This is a genomic window from Pseudomonas sp. GW822-FHT04H02 (genome assembly GCF_058800645.1).
The window spans coordinates 136,447-155,775 of sequence record NZ_JBXAMM010000002.1 but is presented as its reverse complement, the minus strand read 5'-3'; the positions used below and the strand labels follow the sequence as shown (position 1 = coordinate 155,775).

Annotated in this window: 9 protein-coding genes and 2 CRISPR repeat arrays (1 of these 11 only partly in view); of the genes, 2 read left to right on the top strand and 7 right to left on the bottom strand. The window is 60.0% G+C overall.

From position 1 onward, the window contains the following. The first annotated feature begins 67 nt into the window (after window positions 1-67). Both AC1RMG_RS07380 and AC1RMG_RS07375 read left to right on the top strand, forming a co-directional pair. Window positions 68-2,323 (top strand): TonB-dependent receptor, encoded by a 2,256-nt coding sequence (locus tag AC1RMG_RS07380; RefSeq protein ID WP_370058646.1) that lies wholly within the window; start codon window positions 68-70, stop codon window positions 2,321-2,323. A 156-nt stretch (window positions 2,324-2,479) separates the two neighbouring features. Then, window positions 2,480-5,011, top strand: a complete 2,532-nt coding sequence (locus AC1RMG_RS07375; protein WP_493168858.1) for a PepSY domain-containing protein — start codon at window positions 2,480-2,482, stop codon at window positions 5,009-5,011. A gap of 265 nt (window positions 5,012-5,276) precedes the next feature. Here the strand turns inward: AC1RMG_RS07375 and AC1RMG_RS07370 are convergent, their stop codons facing one another. From AC1RMG_RS07370 to cas1f, 7 genes are all read right to left on the bottom strand, one after another. Further along, complete coding sequence (locus AC1RMG_RS07370) at window positions 5,277-6,818, bottom strand: alkaline phosphatase D family protein (RefSeq protein ID WP_493168856.1); 1,542 nt, start codon at window positions 6,816-6,818, stop codon at window positions 5,277-5,279. A gap of 111 nt (window positions 6,819-6,929) precedes the next feature. Continuing rightward, a CRISPR array of direct repeats spans window positions 6,930-9,178; the repeat unit is 28 nt; unit sequence TTTCTTAGCTGCCTACACGGCAGTGAAC. 130 nt (window positions 9,179-9,308) lie between these two features. After that, on the bottom strand, window positions 9,309-9,872 hold the full coding sequence (cas6f, locus tag AC1RMG_RS07365) for a type I-F CRISPR-associated endoribonuclease Cas6/Csy4 (RefSeq protein WP_493168855.1): 564 nt from the start codon (window positions 9,870-9,872) through the stop codon (window positions 9,309-9,311). Window positions 9,873-9,875: 3 nt separating this feature from the next. Further along, window positions 9,876-10,898 (bottom strand): type I-F CRISPR-associated protein Csy3, encoded by a 1,023-nt coding sequence (gene csy3 / locus AC1RMG_RS07360; RefSeq protein ID WP_493168853.1) that lies wholly within the window; start codon window positions 10,896-10,898, stop codon window positions 9,876-9,878. 28 nt (window positions 10,899-10,926) lie between these two features. Further along, window positions 10,927-11,916, bottom strand: a complete 990-nt coding sequence (csy2, locus tag AC1RMG_RS07355; protein ID WP_493168852.1) for a type I-F CRISPR-associated protein Csy2 — start codon at window positions 11,914-11,916, stop codon at window positions 10,927-10,929. Continuing rightward, window positions 11,909-13,261 (bottom strand): type I-F CRISPR-associated protein Csy1, encoded by a 1,353-nt coding sequence (csy1, locus tag AC1RMG_RS07350; RefSeq protein WP_493168851.1) that lies wholly within the window; start codon window positions 13,259-13,261, stop codon window positions 11,909-11,911. Before csy1 ends, csy2 begins: the two co-directional genes overlap by 8 nt. A gap of 399 nt (window positions 13,262-13,660) precedes the next feature. Beyond that, on the bottom strand, window positions 13,661-17,047 hold the full coding sequence (gene cas3f / locus AC1RMG_RS07345; RefSeq protein ID WP_493168849.1) for a type I-F CRISPR-associated helicase Cas3f: 3,387 nt from the start codon (window positions 17,045-17,047) through the stop codon (window positions 13,661-13,663). Beyond that, window positions 17,044-18,021, bottom strand: a complete 978-nt coding sequence (gene cas1f, locus AC1RMG_RS07340; protein ID WP_493168847.1) for a type I-F CRISPR-associated endonuclease Cas1f — start codon at window positions 18,019-18,021, stop codon at window positions 17,044-17,046. Before cas1f ends, cas3f begins: the two co-directional genes overlap by 4 nt. A gap of 183 nt (window positions 18,022-18,204) precedes the next feature. Then, a CRISPR array of direct repeats spans window positions 18,205-19,329; the repeat unit is 28 nt; unit sequence TTTCTGAGCTGCCTACACGGCAGTGAAC (it continues 44 nt past the right edge of the window).

Below are 19,329 nucleotides of genomic sequence, written 5' to 3'. Positions count from 1 at the left end.
CAATTGATAACAAATGTTTCTTTCCCCTATATTCCGCCGCCTCAAATCCTTGGGGAGGGGAATCACCATGTCACGCCAACAACCACCATCCGCTGTCAGTTCACCACGCCTGCTGGCGTCTGCAATTGGCGTGGCGATCACCGCCGGTTCCGCGGGCCATATGGTCCAGGCGGCTGAAGACACCAACCAGAAGACTTCGGGCAAAGCCATTGCCCTGGAAGCCACCAGCATTACCGGTGAGGCCCAGGAACAGACGTCTTACAAGGTCGACACCTCCTCCTCGAAAAAATACACAGCACCATTGCGGGAAACGCCGAAAAGCGTGACGGTGATTCCCCAGCAAGTGATGCGGGACACTGCGGCCACCAGCCTGGTGGATGCCCTGCGTACCACACCCGGGATTACCTTCGGTGCCGGTGAAGGCGGCAACCCAGCCGGCGACCGCCCGATCATTCGCGGCTTCAACGCCGAAAGCGACGTGTTCATCGACGGCATGCGTGATCCTGCCTCGCAAAGCCGGGAGATCTTCAACGTCGAATCCATCGAAGTCAGCAAGGGCCCTGGCTCGGCCTTTACCGGTGCCGGTTCCACCGGCGGCAGCCTGAACCTGATCTCCAAGACCGCCAAGCTGGGTAATTCCTACAACGGTGGTTTCACCTGGGGCTCGGACCAGACCAAACGCACCACCCTGGACCTCAACCAGCAGATGACCGACAGTTCGGCCTTTCGCCTGAACCTGATGAAGCACGAGGCCAACGTGGCCGGTCGCGACGCCGTGGAAGTCAGCCGCTGGGGCGTGGCGCCTTCCTTCGCGTTCGGCCTGGGTACCGATACCCGGGTCACCGTGGGCTACTACCACCTCAACACCGATGACATCCCGGATTACGGTATCCCGTTGACCAACAGCGGCACTCGCCGCAGCAAGTACAACGTCGACAAACCGGTCAGCGTCAATCGTGACAACTTCTACGGCCTCACCGGCCGCGACTACCGCAAGACCAGCGAAGACAGCGGCACGATCAAGATCGAACACGACCTGAACGACAGCCTGACCCTGTCCAACAGCTTCCGCCTGTCGCGCTCGACCCTGGACTACGTCGTCACCAACCCGGATGACAGCCGTGGCAACGTGGCCAACGGCACCGTCTATCGCAGCCCGAAAAGCCGCAACTCGACCTCCAAGGGCTGGACCAACCAGACCGACCTGAGCGCCAAGTTCGACACCGGTTTCATCGAGCACAGCCTGGTGACCGGTATCGAGTTCTCCTACGTGGATACCCACAACCGTGCCTACGACGTGACCTCGGCGGTCAACGGCAGTACCTGTAACGCGGCCCTGATCGCCAATGGCGACTGCACCAGCCTTAACAACCCGACACCGGGCGCTGGTTGGAACGGCACCATCAAGGACAGCGCGGCCTACACCGACACCGACACCAAGACCGCTGCGGCCTACGTGTTCGACACCCTGAAGTTCAATGAGCAATGGTCGTTGAACCTGGGCCTGCGTTTCGACGATTACCAGACCCGCTCCAGTGGCTACGCTACCCGTGCCCCAGTGGGCGAGTTCGCCCGCGAAAACAACTCGCAGCTGTGGAACTACCAGATCGGCGTGGTCTACAAACCGCTGCCCAACGGCAGCGTCTACGCGGCCTACTCCACCTCTAGCAACCCGGCGGGTGAAACCAGCGGCAACGGTGGCCTGGACCTGGCGGCGAACAACAGCAGCCTGGACCCGGAAAAGAACCGCAACTATGAAGTGGGCACCAAGTGGGACTTCTTCGATGACGATCTGTCGTTGACCGCCGCCCTGTTCCGCACTGAGAAAACCAATGCGCGGATCAACGATCCGGATGGCGGCGCCACCCAGGTGCTGGACGGTGAACAACGGGTCAACGGCCTGGAACTGACCTACAGCGGCAAGCTGACCCGCAACTGGAAGGTCTACGGCGGCTACACCTACATGGAAAGCGAAGTGGTGAAAACCACCCTGGCAGTGGACGAGGGCAACCACACCCCGAGCACGCCACGGAACAACTTCACCCTGTGGTCGACCTATGACCTGATCCCGGAACGCCTCACTGTCGGCGCCGGCGCTACCTTCGTCGATTCGCAGTTCGGCAACATCGCCAACTCGGTGGAGATCCCGTCCTACTGGCGCTACGACGCCATGGCCAGCTACAAGCTGACCAAGAACGTCGACCTGCAACTCAACGTGCAGAACCTGACCGACAAGCGTTACTTCGATCAAGTCTTCCAGACCCACTACGCCCACGTTGCCGCCGGCCGTACCGCGCTGATGAGTGCCAACTTCCACTTCTAATCCAATGCAGCACTGTCCTGTGGCCACGGCCACAGGCGCCCAAGCCCCACGCATTTCAATGCCTGGGGCTTTTGCATGTAAAAACGAATGCTTCTCGACAACACACGGCATAATGCGCGCCGTGTTTCCTCTCTCTGGACGAACAAGGCGAGTGACGTGTTGAAGAAAACCCTGTTCCAGCTGCACTGGTTCTTCGGCATCAGCGCGGGGCTGATCCTGGCCCTGATGGGCATCACCGGGGCGACCGTGTCGTTCCAGGACGAAATCCTGCGCGCCCTCAATCCATCGGTGCTGCAAGTCGACAAGCTCCCCGCCGGGGTGCTGCCGCCCGCCGAACTGGTGGAAAAAATCCAGGCCGCCGAAGGCAAGACGGTGTCCATGCTCTGGGTCGAGACCGACAGCGGCAACGCCGCGCGGGTGTTCTTCACCCCGCCGCCGGGGGAACGCCGTGGCCAGATGCGCTACTTCGACCCCTATACCGGCGAGTTCATGGGCGACGCCGTCGGCCAGGACTTCTTCGGCTTCATGCTGCAATTGCACCGCTTCCTGGCCATCGGCGACACCGGCCGGCAGATCACCGGCGCCTGCACCCTGATCCTGATCTTCTTCTGCCTGTCCGGGCTGTACCTGCGCTGGCCGCGCCAGGTCGGCAACTGGCGGGTGTGGCTGACCCTGGACTGGGCCAAGAAAGGCCGCGGCTTCAACTGGGACCTGCACGCCGTGTTCGGCACCTGGTGCCTGCTGTTCTACCTGCTGTTCGCCCTCACCGGCCTGTACTGGTCCTACGATTGGTACCGGGAGGGCCTGACCAAGCTGCTCTCCGATGCGCCACACAGCGAACGCCAGCGTGGCGGCCGCGGTGGCCCACCGCCCAAGGGCCCGGCCCCGGTGGCGGACTACAACGCCATGTGGAGCAGCATCTACAGCGCCGCCGGCAAGGACCTCAATGCCTACAACATCCGTATGCCTGCCGTGGCCGGGCAGCCGGCGACCGTGTTCTACCTGCTCAAGAGCTCCCCCCACGAACGGGCGCTGAACCAACTGACCCTGGACCCGGCCACCGGGGTGATCAGCCGTCATGACCGCTACGCCGACAAGAGCCTCAAGTCGCAGTTGCTCACTAGCGTCTACGCACTGCACGTGGGCAGCTACTTCGGCCTGGTGGGGCGCATCCTGCTGACCCTGGCCTCCTTGACCATGCCGCTGTTCTTCGTCACCGGCTGGCTGCTGTACCTGGATCGCCGACGCAAGAAGCGCCAGATCAAGCAGGCCCGCCAGGGCCTGGAAAGTACCGCCCCCGACGGCTCGGCGTGGCTGATCGGCTTCGCCAGCCAGAGCGGCTTTGCCGAGCAGCTGGCCTGGCAGACCGCCGGGCAATTGCAGGCTGCCGGGGTGGCGACCAAGGTCCAGCCGCTGAGCAATCTCAGCGAACAGGACCTGCGTGACGCTCAGCGCGCGCTGTTCGTGGTCAGCACCTTTGGCGACGGCGAAGCACCGGACAGCGCCCGCGGCTTCGAGCGCAAGCTGCTGGGCCGCGAGCTGTCGCTGCAAGGCCTGCAATACGCCGTGCTCGGCCTGGGCGACCGCCAGTACCAGCACTTCTGCGGCTTTGCCCGACGCCTGCACGACTGGCTGTCGAACCAGGGCGGCAGCACCCTGTTCGCCCCCATCGAGGTGGACAGCGGCGACAGCTACGCCCTGCGCCACTGGCAGCAGCAACTGGGCCAGCTCACCGGCCATGCCCCGGTAGACCTGTGGCAGGCCCCGGCCTTCGACAACTGGACCCTGAAGAGCCGCACCCTGCTCAACCCCGACAGCAGCGGCTCCGGGGTCTACCTGCTGCAACTGCTGGCCCCCAGCGCCAGCAGCTGGCTGGCTGGCGACCTGGTGGAAGTCATGCCGCGCAACAGCCCGTGGCTGGTCGAATACTTCCTCGACGGCCTGGGGCTTTCCGGCGAGGCCAGGGTCCAGCTCGACGGCCTGGAAGAGAGCCTGGAACAAGCCTTGGGCAGCCGCCAGCTACCAGAAAACCGCACCCACCTGGTGGGCCTGCACGCCCAGGCCCTGGTGGATGCCCTGGTGCCCCTGAGCATGCGCGAATACTCCATCGCCTCGATTGCCGCCGACGGTTGCCTGGAGCTGCTGGTACGCCAGGAACGCCACGCCGACGGCAGCCTGGGGATCGGTTCCGGCTGGCTCACTGAGCATGCTGCGGTGGGTTCGAGCATCAGCCTGCGGGTGCGGCGCAACAGCGGCTTCCACCTGCCGGCCGAACCTTGCCCACTGATTCTGCTGGGCAACGGCACCGGGCTGGCGGGCTTGCGCAGCCTGCTCAAGGCGCGGATCGCCGAGGGCCAGCAACGCAACTGGCTGATCTTTGGCGAGCGCAATGCCGAGCATGATTTCTACTTCAAGGATGAACTGCAGGAATGGCGCACCCGGGGCGACCTGAGCCGCCTGGACCTGGCGTTCTCCCGGGACCAGGCCGAGAAGATCTACGTCCAGGACCGCCTGCGCCAGGCGGCGGACGAGCTGAAAAAATGGCTGGACGATGGCGCCGCGATCTACATCTGCGGCAGCTTGCAGGGCATGGCGTCGGGAGTGGACCAGGTACTCAACGAACTGCTGGGAGCAGAACACGTCGAACGCCTGATTGAGCAGGGTCGCTACCGCCGCGACGTTTACTGAGGCGTCAGACGCTTCACCGGCAAGCCGGCTCCTACATCAATCGTGCCGCACCCTCCGTAGGAGCTGGCTTGCCAGCGAAGGCGCCCGCCTGAACAGCGCAAGGCTCAAGGCCCTCTTCGCCGGCAAGCCGGCTCCTACATCAATCGTGCTGCACCTTCCGTAGGAGCTGGCTTGCCAGCGAAGGCGCCCGTCAGAACGGCGCAAGGCTCAAGGGCCTCTTCGCCGGCAAGCCGGCTCCTACGGGACGGGACGTTGGCGGGGACGGTTACGCCGGTTGCAGGTTGTGCTCGTACACCGCCACGCCATCCAGGTCCCGCAGGATTACCTTCAGCTCTGCCGTTTGCCCATCGATCTGCACTTCGCCAAAGAACTGGAAGCCGGCAAAGGGTGAAGTGTTCTGCGCTGGCGGCGCCTTCTGGAACACCACTTCCGGGCCGAAGGTCTTGTCCAGCACATTGGGCCCAAAACTCCCGGCGTTCAGGGGGCCGGCGACAAACTCCCAGAACGGCTCGAAATCCTGGAACGCCGCCCGATCCGGGTGGTAGTGGTGGGCCGCGCAGTAGTGCACGTCCGCCGTCAGCCACACATGGTTGCGCACCTGATGCTTGCGCAAATACGCCAGCAGCTCGGCAATCTCCAGCTCGCGGCCCTGGGCCGGGCCCGGGTCGCCGTTGGCGATCGCCTCCCAGCGCGCCACCCCGGGGCTGACTTCGCCATCGGGCACGCCCAGGCCAATGGGCATGTCCGCCGCCACCACTTTCCACTGAGCCGAGGAGTCCTTGAGCTCACGCTTCAGCCAATCCAGTTGCTCGCGGCCGAGGAAGGGTTTCTCGCCGCCGAGGTTGTCATCGTTGGGGCCGCGATAGCTGCGCATGTCCAGCACGAACACATCCAGCAACGGCCCATAGCTGAGCTTGCGATAGATGCGCCCGCCGCCATCGGCGCTCTGCCGGCGCATGGGCGAATACTCCAGCCAGGCCTGGCGCGCGCGGCCCACCAGGGTCTGGATGTCCTTGACCACGTAACGTTCGTCCAGCTGCTTGCTCGGCGACCAGTTATTGACCACCTCATGGTCGTCCCACTGCCAGATCTGCGGCACCTCGGCGTTGAAGCGGCGCAGGTTTTCGTCCATCAGGTTGTAGCGGTAGTTGCCCCGGTATTCGTCGAGGGTCTCGGCCACTTTGCTCTTGGCCTCGGTGGTGAGGTTGCGCCAGATGCGCCCGTCTTCCACGGTCAACTGCGCCGGCACCGGGCCGTCGGCGTAGATGGTGTCGCCGCTGTGGATAAAGAAGTCCGGCAGGCGCAGGCGCATTGCCTCGTAGATGCGCATGCCGCCGATATCCGGGTTGATGCCGAAGCCCTGCCCTACCGTGTCGCCGCTCCAGACAAAACGGATGTCCCGGCGTTGCGAAGGCGCACTGCGCAAATGGCCGAACCAGGGCTCGCTGGCCGCGCCGGACTGGGCATCCTCGAAGGTCACCCGATAGAAGATCGCCTGATTGGCCGGCAGCCCGGTCAACTCCACCCGCGCCGTGAAGTCGGTGCGGGCATCGGCCAGGGGCGAAACAGAGCGCCGGGGGTTGCTGAACATGCTTCGCGTGTCCCACTCCACCACCATCCGCGCCGGACGATCGCTGCGGCTCCAGATCATCGCCTTATCCCCCAGCAGATCCCCGGACTGCACCCCGTCGGTGAGCTGCGGCCGATCCTTGACCGAAGCGATCACCGCCGGCGCCAGGCTCGGCAGCAACAGCCCCGCCCCGGCGATTTGCATGATCCGACGACGGCCGAGGTTGAACTCGCTCATGGTGACTCCCTGACAATGGTCAAAAAGCACACCTTAGGCAGTGGGGATGAAGGGGGTGTGACAGAGCGGTGGCGAGCTGCGACCTGGATTAAGCATGATACTCACGCGTGTTTTCTTAGCTGCCTACACGGCAGTGAACATTGGGCGCGGGATGTGCACCACGTTGTTCTGTTTCTTAGCTGCCTACACGGCAGTGAACTCTTCCTGAACCCTCTGCGCCCTTTCCTTCCATTTCTTAGCTGCCTACACGGCAGTGAACGCTCAAGGACTGCGAGGGTTCGCGGCGTGATTTTTCCTAGCTGCCTACACGGCAGTGAACGTGAGCTCCATCCAGTCGTTCGTGCCGTCGTCTTTCTTAGCTGCCTACACGGCAGTGAACCTGCTGACGTTTGTAGTCGGGGCGTCCCGCATTTTCTTAGCTGCCTACACGGCAGTGAACAAGTAAACCCCATCCGGGCGCACGCCCGGGAATTTCTTAGCTGCCTACACGGCAGTGAACGGCCTGCGCACCGGCTTCGACGCGCAGAACGATTTCTTAGCTGCCTACACGGCAGTGAACCGTGACTCCAGCCGCGTATGGGTACACACCCTTTTCTTAGCTGCCTACACGGCAGTGAACTCATAGAACGTGATACGCGCCTTGATCTCGTATTTCTTAGCTGCCTACACGGCAGTGAACATCGATGATGCGGTTCAAGAACTTCGGCGACCTTTTCTTAGCTGCCTACACGGCAGTGAACTATGGAAGTTCGGTCCTAATATATTTCTGAATTTTCTTAGCTGCCTACACGGCAGTGAACCTCCGGCCAAGTTTTGACATCCGTTGCGCACTTTTCTTAGCTGCCTACACGGCAGTGAACTTCGTCGTGGCAGATGCGGATCGATTCGCGCTTTTCTTAGCTGCCTACACGGCAGTGAACGGCTCCCAATACGCCGAATTTCGAAACCCTCCTTTCTTAGCTGCCTACACGGCAGTGAACGACCTGGCAGCCGACACCCGCGACGCCTGCATTTTCTTAGCTGCCTACACGGCAGTGAACACAAACCCTTCAACAATCACTTCGTAGTCCATTTTCTTAGCTGCCTACACGGCAGTGAACACAATACGTGCTGTCGCAAGGTCCGGACCTAATTTCTTAGCTGCCTACACGGCAGTGAACCACTGCAAAGTTGGGGATCAACTACCAGTTCGTTTCTTAGCTGCCTACACGGCAGTGAACATTGGCATCCTGCTCTCCGTTGCTCTGGTGCTTTTCTTAGCTGCCTACACGGCAGTGAACCTGTATCGCATCGCCCAATGGTGCGACCAGTTTTTCTTAGCTGCCTACACGGCAGTGAACGTCTTGCCTTCCAGGTCGGTCAGTACCGAGGTTTTCTTAGCTGCCTACACGGCAGTGAACCTCGCGCTGCAGCTGCTCTTCGGGTAATTGATTTTCTTAGCTGCCTACACGGCAGTGAACGCTGCCGCCGCCGGCCTGGGCCTGCCCCTGGATTTCTTAGCTGCCTACACGGCAGTGAACATCCATCGTTGGCGATACGCCGCAGCACCTCTTTTCTTAGCTGCCTACACGGCAGTGAACCATCTGGAGCTTTCCGCCAGACGACATGCTTTTTTCTTAGCTGCCTACACGGCAGTGAACACCTGGATTCAGTGGTCGAGATGTACGGTGAATTTCTTAGCTGCCTACACGGCAGTGAACTAAGCCCGTCGCAGAAGGGCAGTTCTGCACCGTTTCTTAGCTGCCTACACGGCAGTGAACATCACCGCCGCCTGTAGGAGGAACCCGGTAATTTTCTTAGCTGCCTACACGGCAGTGAACGGTGCTGCGCAAGATCATTGCTGCAACCGACTTTTCTTAGCTGCCTACACGGCAGTGAACCTGTCTTTGTATTCCATGTGGCGATTATTACTTTTCTTAGCTGCCTACACGGCAGTGAACTGGAAAAGTGGTTATGACCGCAGATGGCGTATTTTCTTAGCTGCCTACACGGCAGTGAACTGCGGTCGCAGGTCTTTCGAGAAACGGGCTGATTTCTTAGCTGCCTACACGGCAGTGAACTGGGAGCCACGGGTTTCCGTAGTCCAGGTACATTTCTTAGCTGCCTACACGGCAGTGAACAGCACTTCAGGACGATCAGGACGAGCTTGAAATTTCTTAGCTGCCTACACGGCAGTGAACTCTTGCTCATGCCCACGCTCAGTGTGGTCGTTTTTCTTAGCTGCCTACACGGCAGTGAACTCGGCCAGGATCATGTCTAACTCGACCTTCTCTTTCTTAGCTGCCTACACGGCAGTGAACGGGCAACATCGACTACAACCCACGGAATCAGTTTTCTTAGCTGCCTACACGGCAGTGAACTAGAGCATTTTTTCCATAACCCTCTGATTGCGCTTAGAAAAGGCGTCTAAAGACTCCACATACCCTTTTTCTGAGCCCCCTTGTAAGTCATTGATTCTACAAGAGGGCTCAGTCCACCCAGAAAAAAGGGTTAAAACCAAGGCACCGTTGCGCTTGAGCTCAAGCCATAAGCGTTGAATGTTCCTGCTTGTGGTTGATCAAGAAGCGGACCGTGGCGGATGAACAAGTGGAACACTTGATGATTGGTATGACTGCGCATGACAGCAAAAGGCAGGTCACAGCTTTTCGCGGCTGTATCGGGAACACGCCGGCGTGCCTCGTCCTCAGAAAGCCCGTGACGCTTGATCAGGCGGCGCCGCAGGCGTTCGGGATTGCTGTCGACCTGCACCCGGCAGACATGGCGATGCTGCACCGATGCCGGAACAGGGCATAGCTGGCCGATCTGCACATGGTCGCGCATGCCCGTCAGCCAATTGATGGCCAACAATTGGTCCAAGGCTTCGCAGCCCCCATGGAGGCGTAAGTGCGAGCCGAGATGGCGGATCGAGTGCCGAGTATCGGGAAAACTGATGCCGATATCGTTTCGCCGCACGTCATGCAGCGCGCGATGAAGTTTATTGAGTAGCGCACTCATCAACTGCGTCGGCGGAAATTCAGGGTCGGGCAGCAGTTTCAGGTCGAGGTAGTGGTCCATGGCTCAACCCGCCTCACCGAAGACGCCGCCCCGAATCAAGGTGGCAATCACGAAGTGTTGCTGTTCAACGGGCGGCACCTGATCTTTCAAGACCCAGCCATCCAGCAAGGTGTAGAAGTCATCCTTGCTGCCGCGTGGTTGGCGATAGGCTTTGCCTTGGGTGGTCACCGAACCATAGGGTTCCACGGCAATCGGCCCGTTGTCGTCTGCCTCCTGATACCAGGTGTCGATGCTACGCAGCGCGTTGCCGATTTTCTGCGAGTGAATGCCAGCGATATTTTCAACGCTGTACAGCGTTTTGCTCTTGTCGCCGCGCCCCCGATCCAGAATCAGCTCCTGGGAGGGAAAAACTTCCTGCCCGGCGCCTATGCGGGCATAGGCAGTGATCCGCAACAGCACATGCTGCTCGCCAGCCAACCCCTTGGCGATCAACTGCGCAAGTTGCTGCAAGGCGTCGCCGTGAGCACCCTCCTCGTCGAAATGACGCAATGACAGACTCAAACTGTCGAAGGTCCATTGCGAAGCGCTGCTGCCAGCGACCAGATGGTCGACCTCGACCTGCACCTGCTCGGCGCCCATTCGGTTGCGCCACAGAAAACGTCCGTTGGCCAGGTTATGAGCGTAGCGGCGCGCCAACTCGTTGAAACCGTTGGCCTGTACATAGCCCTGCACGGTATCCAGCAGTTTTTTCCGGTAGGCAAAATCGTTGCAGGCCGAGGGCTGGCCGGTACCTGCCAGTACGCGCAGAGTAAAAGTAACCCGCAGGGTGTCGGTATCGTGGGGCAGAGTGGCAACATCCACGGTTTGCAGGTTGGGGTTTTCAATCGCGGCATCCAGCTTGGCCGGGTCCATATCCTTGGTTTTGAGACGGTTGGAAATGGTCCCGCGTACGGATTTTTCGCGCACGACGACAGGCACCCAATGATTTCGGGATTGCCAGTCCCCGGCGTGGAACAACGCATCGGACGGATCAAGCTTACGTTCGAAGGCCAGGACAGAAGCGGTTTTCAGGGCGTCATTGCTCATGTTCGTATTCCTTTGCTCAAAAGGGCTATCAGTCGAAGTGGGACATTGATTGCGCACGGTAGTCGTTACGGCAGCGGTACAGCCCCTCGTCACTTTGGTAGTCGGCGTACCAGAGCAACTGCTGCACCGATTGCAGGCGGTGGGGGCTGATCCACTGGCCCACGCCATAGAGGCTTTCCACGAAACGGAACGGGGTCTGGGCATCACGTGCGCGAGCAACCGAGCCGGCTGCCTGAAGTGGGGTGAGCGCGCCATAGCCCAAAGGGATGGGCACTATCCACCCCAGGCCCTTGCGATCGTTGGTCCATTCAGTGTGGCGTGGGGATTCGCATTCGCTCGCAGGGGTAACGCTGGACCAGTTGATCCGTGACAGCGACAGCCAGGCATCCAGTCGCGTGGCCTGGGGCTGGCTGGCTTGCAGGTCCTGATGACGCTGCCGCAGAAGATCTTGCCTCTCTACCAGCACAAACCCAGGCAGCAGGCGCAGCTTGGTCTCATAGAACAGCCGCTCACGCGCCTCTTCGTCACCGGTCATGGGAATCGCATAAGGTTGCTGCTTGCGATGCGGGGCGCTCGAAGGGAGCACACTGCCTCCCGCGATGCGCATCTGCATTACTAGTTCGCGTACCTGCTGCGCGATGAGTCTGCCATCGCCCTGGTCACTGAGCGCTTGGCTTTGTACGGCAAACACCAGGCTGATCTGCAGGTGGATCCGACCTTCCTCAACGATTGCCGCGGTGCTGCCATCCCTGTTGAGGGGGTTGCGGGTCAGGCGCAGGGTGTTGACGAAGTCGCCGTGGGTCACTTGTTCTTCGTGATGATGGGCGACCACGCTGACCGCGTTGAATTGCAAGTCCAGGCCCGCTGCATGAGTTTTCCTCTCCAATGCCCACATCAACCCCAGGAAAGCCGTGATAGAGGGAAAACCATGGGTCAGGGGGCTGGAAAGGCTGTTGGCGTTTTGCACCCACAGATGAGGGATGACCAGCAGGTGCTCAAAGTGTGGGCACTCAGCCATGTAGCACCTCCACAACGGGTTCATCAAATGTCGAGAACTGTAATGCTTCGGCTTCGATAACGGCCTGCCTGGCCCAATGCGCCTGCTCGGTGTCACCTACTGGCAAGCCGCGTTGCAGCAAAATCCCGTTCAGCCAGTTACCAAAGCGGTGGGCGACTTCTTCCGCCCAGGCCTGTCGGGCAAAGGCTGCAGTAAAGGCCTGATCTGCTTCCAAGTGCCCCTCACGCGGCGGCAATTTAGCGCGTTGCGGATCGAGCCAAAGCTGCTCACACAGCGCCAGCCGGCATTGACCATCACGGCTCCAGCCGGCGGGTAGAGAGGCGCGAAAGCTCAGGCCAAAGGCCGCCAGGGCACGTCCCAGCGCGCGTTCTATACGCTCACGCCGAAGTCGGGTGTGCATGGTGGACTGAGGGGCGGCCTGAAGCAGTGTGCAAAGGGCCTCGATCAACTCATCCACGTCCTCAAAACGCCGCAGGCGGCTGAAGGCCGAATCCAGATGCAGAGCGCTGCCGGGGTGCTGCTTCCAAAGCGGCGGAAGGGAAGCCAACAGATAATTCACGCCCCCACGTTCACTGTTGAGCTGGCTGATGTTCTGCGGTTTGGTCCCCCCGAGTTTGCGCACCACCAGTTGCGGGTAATCGCCGTAAGTTCCTGTGTGGGGTTGACGATTACGCCTGGCCAAACGTGCTGCTTTGCTGGCCTCGCCAAAGCGGCGCTCGTTGATATCAGCGTGTACGGCATGCACCAGGCTGCTGGGAAACATCGGTTGCAACAATTCAAAGCCGGCATCGTCGCTCGGCTCGCCCGAAACACACCAGAAAACCTGCTTGGCCAGGCTGTGGGAAATCAGCGTTTCGTTCGAGCGAATCAACCCCTTGAAGGCCTGGGCCCAGTTTTGCGCCAAGGTCGGATCCGGGCTCAGGGCGGCCAGCAGATCAACGTCGTCCTGCTGCAGCCAGTCCAGCAGCCGCGCCCCTTCCACCTCCAGCTTGAGAAACTTGTACACATCCAGCGCCGCGGCATTCCCCACGATGTCATCAACGTAGTCGCTAGCCAGTACATGGGTACCGATCTCCTGATGCTGCGTCAGCGTCTGCGGAGCGGCATGCAGGCTGCTACCGCGAGCATCGGGGTGGGTGGCTTTGAGGACATGGGTAACGGCCTGGATTTGCGTTACTCGGCGGGCGGCGTCGGCGAGCCAGGTGCTGTATTCGTATTTGCTTTTTTGCTCAGGACTTTCAATTGCTGCGGTCTTGAATTTGGCTTCCCACCGCTCATTGATGAACAAGGCTATGGTGTCGCGGAAAGTTCTGGTGCGCGTTAATTGGTTCGATCCTTCGGGCATATCAGGATTCCATAGATGTCGACTTGGCGAGTACAAAGTCTATAGAATCCCCGCAGCAAACTGCTGCGGAGATGCTAAGACTATGAGGGGAGTCCCTCACCTAGCTCTTCTGATCATGAGTTGGTCAGACACATCTCTATCCTCCTTCGCGCGACACTCCTCGTGCATAGGGCCGGGGCCAACCGGCAATTGCTGCTGTGTAAACCCTAGGGGCGCGCCAACGCCCCTAGGGTGATTGGGATAATAAGGTAGGAGATTTATTAAATCAACCGTACCAGTGTTACTCTAGTAAGGCTAAAAACTACTGAAAAAGTAGCTCAGAAAGTACCTGTGTCGCTCTAGCGATGCTACTCACTGCCGAATAGGCAGCTTGAACGCCGGACAGATCTTCTGTCCGGCTTATTTTTTTCTGCCAAAGCCCAGCACCGGATGAAAATGCCAGCCCTGGGTGCTGTCGATCAGCTTGGCGGTGGTAAACCGCTCGGCACAGGCCCGCAGCGAAATACCCTGCACCTCGGTTTGTCGAACCAGCAGTTGCATCAGGTCGTGCTGGCCCCAGGGGGCGATGCGCGGGCCTGACAGGCTATCCAGATCGATCTCGTCCAGCAGATTCGTCACGGGAACGTAGGCCTCGGTTGATCCAGGGGCGTATTTTTCATGGATGCGGTGCAACACCAGGTTTTCTTCATCCTCGTCCGGCAACCAGAGCACCTCGATTTCCCTGACGGAGCTTTCGCGGAAAGGTTGCTGCTGTGGCAAGGCCCAGGTCAGGGCGGCCTGGGGGTACTGCCACGCGCAGGCCGCATCCAGGTCGAAGGAGGCAGGCTTGACCCCGCGCGGTGTCGGTTTGCCCAAGCCGCTTCGATCCTTGGGCAGCATCTGCGCACTGATCCGCGCATGCTCCAGATCCACCAGGTTGTGCCTTGGGCGCCAAGTCTCGGTGGCCCTGGGCTGGATTCGAGGGCGGGCACTGATGCACTGGTAATCGGCCTGATCCACCAATTGAGCAAGGCGATGGCTGGCCAGGCGCCAAGGGTGTTCGCGCTGGCCACTCTCACTCTCGAAGCCAGGCCGGATAAAGGCCGCGGCGCCTGGCTGCTCGAAATGTCGCAGATTGCTATCGAACACCAGGACATTGGCGCTCTGGCAGGGACGATCACGGTGGCGCTGTACACGACCGGCGAGCTGGATCAGTGAACGCATCGATGACGGCTCGACCACTGCCCAGTCGTAGTCATGGTCGCGCCCTACTTCGGTAACTGGCGACCCCAGCACCACAAACAACTGATCCTGCTCGGGGTACTGATCGATCAACTGGCGTATCTGCGGAAGGGCGTACAGTGCATTCGGCTCCCTACGGTTCAGGCAACTGTCCAACTGAGCTTCGATGGCCGAACGCAACAGCAGCGGAAAACGCGAGTGATAAACGCACAAATGAATCCGCTGGCCAACTGGAGCCCCCAGTGCGAACAGGGCTTGGGCAACGTCGAACAAGGGTTCGATGTTCGCCATGCGCACCAGGCCAACGCTGATTTTCTTGCCACTATACGGACATGCCTCGGCATGGCGCGCATGCGCTTGCAGCATCGCCGCCTGGACGTGCTGAGCGAAAACACGACGCATGGCCTCCACAGGCTGCGCATCGATCTTTAGGGGAACGAGTTCGCCGCGTCGTCGAGGCTCGATTCCCTCAAGCGCCTGAACACGGCGCCCAACGAATACATGGTGGTGCTGGACAAAGCTCTCGGCACTGCTGCAAGCGCCCTTGTGGGAACCGAACTCATCGACCCACAGGCAAGGGATGTCACTGACGGAAGTACCGGGCTCTCCTCGATTGCGCCGGTAATGCAGACGCCCGGCACGATAAGCCTGGAACATGCCCTCCAGCAGGGCCGGAGGAAGGGTCGCCGATGAGAGCAGCACACGGGAGCCCAACAGACCGGCCCAATACACCAGGCGCGTGAGCGCAGGCAGGTCGGCAAGGTCGAAGTCATCGAGCTCATCGAGAACCAGGTCACTGCTGAGCAGGCGCAACATGGGCGCTATCTGCCTACCGGCTCTCTGTGCTTCGCTAGCGGGCATCAGGTGATCGATGGTGCACACCAGCATCGGCGCGTTGAGCAGGGCCGTGATCTGGGGATTATTCATCACCTTGGACAACAGGCCGTGGGCTTCCATGGCGCCCTCATAACGCACATGGCTGTCCTCTTCGATCAGGGCTTGGGTAGAGGCCGATCCGCAGGCCTCGGCCTCGGCTTGGTAGTAGTCGAACAAGGCCCGGCTTGCAGAGCCTCCGACCCTGATGGCCAGGTCGTCTTCACCCAGGTTCAGATCCTCGCGGTAGCTGTGACCGGTTTGCAGGGTCAGGGTGCGCAGGCCCAGGGCGAAGGTACAACGCATCCCAATCTGCGGGTCGGCCAGGGCATACATGATTCGGGCATTGGCCAGCGTCTTGCCGCATCCGGTGGAGGCCATGTTGACGATAAAGGCACCGTGCTGTTGTGCCTCCGCACGCATGCTTGTTGCGGCATCCGCGGCCTTGTCCTGCCAACTGAAGCGAGGGGCACCGGCGCGTTTGCGCAAACCTGGATGACGGGCCAAGCGGGGCAAATGACGCTCGAAACCGGGCAGACCGTGAACAACGCTGCGGGCCATGCGCGCTACCCCGAGCAGGTGTTCGTCCAGGGGCTGTTTGAGTTGGCCATCGATATGCGTGTTGGCAAATAAAGGATGCAGGCCATCTCCCTTTACCCGTTGGCCCGACTCGGGCGGCAAGCCGGAGTAGTAGTGATCGCTCAGCATCAGGCTCATACGGGCCAGATGCATGACATAGGGGTTATTCAGCCAGTCGCCATGACCGGGCTTGGCTTGCAGTGTCAGCAGGCGATTGGCGATCTTCGCAGCCTGCGCGCGCCATTTGGGCCAAGTCACCGGCAGCCCATGCTCGAACTGCCAAAAAACCTCGACGTCCTCGATAGAGGCAGGGCGACTGCACTCATTCCACTCGTGGGTGATGCCCTCGATCAGGTTGTCCAGCATCGACGGATTGAAGCGAGCAGACTTCTTGCCCAGCCATTGTTGTTCTCCTTTCTTGCTCTCATTCCAGCTAGGTAGTGTGGGCAAACGGTGGTGACTGACCACAAGCCAGGCAATGGCAGCCGCCAAGGGCGCAAGCTGTTTAAATGGCGGTTTCGTCGCGGCATCCAGCCCATCGCGCTGATAACGGCCCGCCGCCAGCCAACTGCTGTCATCCTCGTCAGTGGGCGCCGCCAGCCGCCGCAACCAGCTGGGATCATCATCAGAACCAACGAACGCCAGGAACAAACGCAGTGACACCCACTCATGGCGATACAGGTTCCTTTCCAGACTGCGCAGGCGCAGTTTTTTCTGAAAGGCAATGCTGGCCTTGCCCAAGTCATGCAGCAGCGCCGCCATCTGCGTCAGCAGCGAGATGTCTTCAGCACAATGCCAATCATTTTCATCGTCTTTGCGCAGCACATTGCGCGTAGTGGTATGAGTCGGTACCGCCCCCTGTTCATTGAAACGCTTGGCGTCACCGACGATCCACAGCAGCTCGCTGTGATCCAGCCCACGAATCCAGTGGCAGGCCACCGCAGTATTGCGTCGGGCGCTTTTCTTGAGCAGGCGCCTGAGGGTATCCAGGCCAGCCTGCGTGATAGGTGTTTGCCAAGTACGCTCGCCACGTCGCTCGGCAAACTGATCAAGAATTCGTCGGCTTTGCACCAAGGCTTTTTTATCGCACTGACAGATCAGCATGACGTTCATAAAGCCCGCCGCTCCATCTGCTGAGCGATAGCCTTGAGGCTGTCGATCATGAAATCCAGGGCTTCACCGCGAGTCAGGTTGTCAATGCAAGCCTGGCGGAAAGCTTGCTCGTCATCACCTCGCTTGGCCGACAGAAAAGCCTGAGGCAACACCAGTGCATCCTTCACCAAATCAGCCACATCAAAAACCAGGCCCCCACGGCGAGTCTTGCCATGCAGCACCGCCAGCCCATGGGGCAACCCCAGCACCCAGGTGGCGGTCGCAGCCAAACCGTAGGCCAGGTAGTTACCGTGATCGAGAAATCGATTGGCTGGATCTACGCCACTGCCACCTTTGGCCCGGACGAAATCGCCATAGGCGGTTGCCGTTGCGGCCAACTTGAACAGGCGCTTGGTCAGGCGGGCCTCTTCGGTCAGCAGGTAAGTAACATCCGGGGCGCCGCTCAATGACGTCAGCGACTGCGCCAAGGCGGACTCCAGCGCCGAAGAGTCGATGTCGAAACCGGCTTTTGCCAGGGGCCCTTGCGAGCGCCAATGCTGCCGAATGCAGTCCAGGCGTAACCTCTGGAAAGCCTTGGCCGCCTCTAGACGATGTTGCTCATCGAACCAGAACCGCACCCAGCGTTGCAGATACTCAGTGGGACGATATTCGCTTTGCGGGGAAAACCAAGCGACTTCGATATCGATCTCATTGGCGCTGAACAACGGCGTGCCACCGCCCCCGCAAAACCCCACCAGAACGCCAGCCTTGGCCAATTCGCGCATGGCTGCCTGGGTGACTGATGTACCGGTCCCCAGTAGCACGGTCGTGGTATTGGCAATTGGGATATTCCAGTACAGCGACTGCTTGCCGGCATCGGTTACATACTCGACCCGACCACCATTGACCAGTACCCGACAGTGCTGCAGGTAATAAATATTGGCGCGCTTGGAATGAAGAATCGTTTTTAGATCTGCGGAGCTGATGTCTTCCATGAGAGAGAGCCGCCTGCTGCATCGTCCATTGAGCGGTAGCGGTTATAAGCAATGTCGGGTTGTTCGTCTATGCCAGTTTGGAAAATCAGATCGTTGCCTCGCTCCAGTGCAAATAGAACTGCCGGGCAAACCTGCTGGCGAAGTTTGGAGGTCACCGGTTGCTACTCAATGCTTGTGGGCCAGATTTTTAGCTGCCTGTACGGCAGTGAACCGTGGCTTTCGAATGCCTCCCGGGGTTTGAGATTTCTGAGCTGCCTACACGGCAGTGAACGAATGATGGTGCGGGTCAACTGGGCTTCTTGTTTTCTGAGCTGCCTACACGGCAGTGAACCAGGTCGCATATGCGCAGACGCGCCTGCAGTTTTTCTGAGCTGCCTACACGGCAGTGAACGTGCCCCAGCTCGCTGTACTTCCACAAGTGCATTTCTGAACTGCCTACACGGCAGTGAACGTTTATGTCGTTGTCGATGGCGTGAACTTGACTTTCTGAGCTGCCTACACGGCAGTGAACCCCTCGGCGCCCTTTCTTACGGCCGTTGAGCATTTCTGAGCTGCCTACACGGCAGTGAACGTGCTGACCATGCAAATGGCTGGCGCGCTCCTTTTCTGAGCTGCCTACACGGCAGTGAACCACCATCACCAGCAGATCGTCGCCGTGGCCATTTTCTGAGCTGCCTACACGGCAGTGAACTTCGAAGCCGGGGTGCCGGCGGCGACGTACCTTTTCTGAGCTGCCTACACGGCAGTGAACCCGGCGCATGCGCTGGAATTCATCAATTACGGTTTCTGAGCTGCCTACACGGCAGTGAACATGACGACGGTGGCGGCGAGCCTCGCTCTGCATTTTCTGAGCTGCCTACACGGCAGTGAACGGTGCGCAGGCCGGATAGTTCGGCGTGGAGCTTTTCTGAGCTGCCTACACGGCAGTGAACTAGGGGGTGTGATCGTTCGGCAGGACGCCGGATTTCTGAGCTGCCTACACGGCAGTGAACGTCCACTGCACCAGGGCCTATTACTTCGTCAGTTTCTGAGCTGCCTACACGGCAGTGAACGGTGCAGCAATGGACGCGATCTGCGACAACCATTTCTGAGCTGCCTACACGGCAGTGAACCCAACCTTGAACGGTTCGCATTGCTCAATGCATTTCTGAGCTGCCTACACGGCAGTGAACCGAACGAGTCGGCGACCACTTGGGCGTTCGCATTTCTGAGCTGCCTACACGGCAGTGAACGCAACCTGGCCAAGATCCTGGAGATTCGCCATTTTCTGAGCTGCCTACACGGCAGTGAACGTCATCTTGAGTGCAG

Bases quoted from the DNA above. Each gene is read 5' to 3' on its own strand.
- AC1RMG_RS07380 (WP_370058646.1), top strand. From the start codon at position 68: ATGTCACGCCAACAACCACCATCCGCTGTCAGTTCACCACGCCTGCTG.
- AC1RMG_RS07370 (WP_493168856.1), bottom strand. From the start codon at position 6,818: ATGAGCGAGTTCAACCTCGGCCGTCGTCGGATCATGCAAATCGCCGGG.
- cas6f (WP_493168855.1), bottom strand. From the start codon at position 9,872: ATGGACCACTACCTCGACCTGAAACTGCTGCCCGACCCTGAATTTCCG.
- csy3 (WP_493168853.1), bottom strand. From the start codon at position 10,898: ATGAGCAATGACGCCCTGAAAACCGCTTCTGTCCTGGCCTTCGAACGT.
- csy2 (WP_493168852.1), bottom strand. From the start codon at position 11,916: ATGGCTGAGTGCCCACACTTTGAGCACCTGCTGGTCATCCCTCATCTG.
- csy1 (WP_493168851.1), bottom strand. From the start codon at position 13,261: ATGCCCGAAGGATCGAACCAATTAACGCGCACCAGAACTTTCCGCGAC.
- cas3f (WP_493168849.1), bottom strand. From the start codon at position 17,047: ATGAACGTCATGCTGATCTGTCAGTGCGATAAAAAAGCCTTGGTGCAA.
- cas1f (WP_493168847.1), bottom strand. From the start codon at position 18,021: ATGGAAGACATCAGCTCCGCAGATCTAAAAACGATTCTTCATTCCAAG.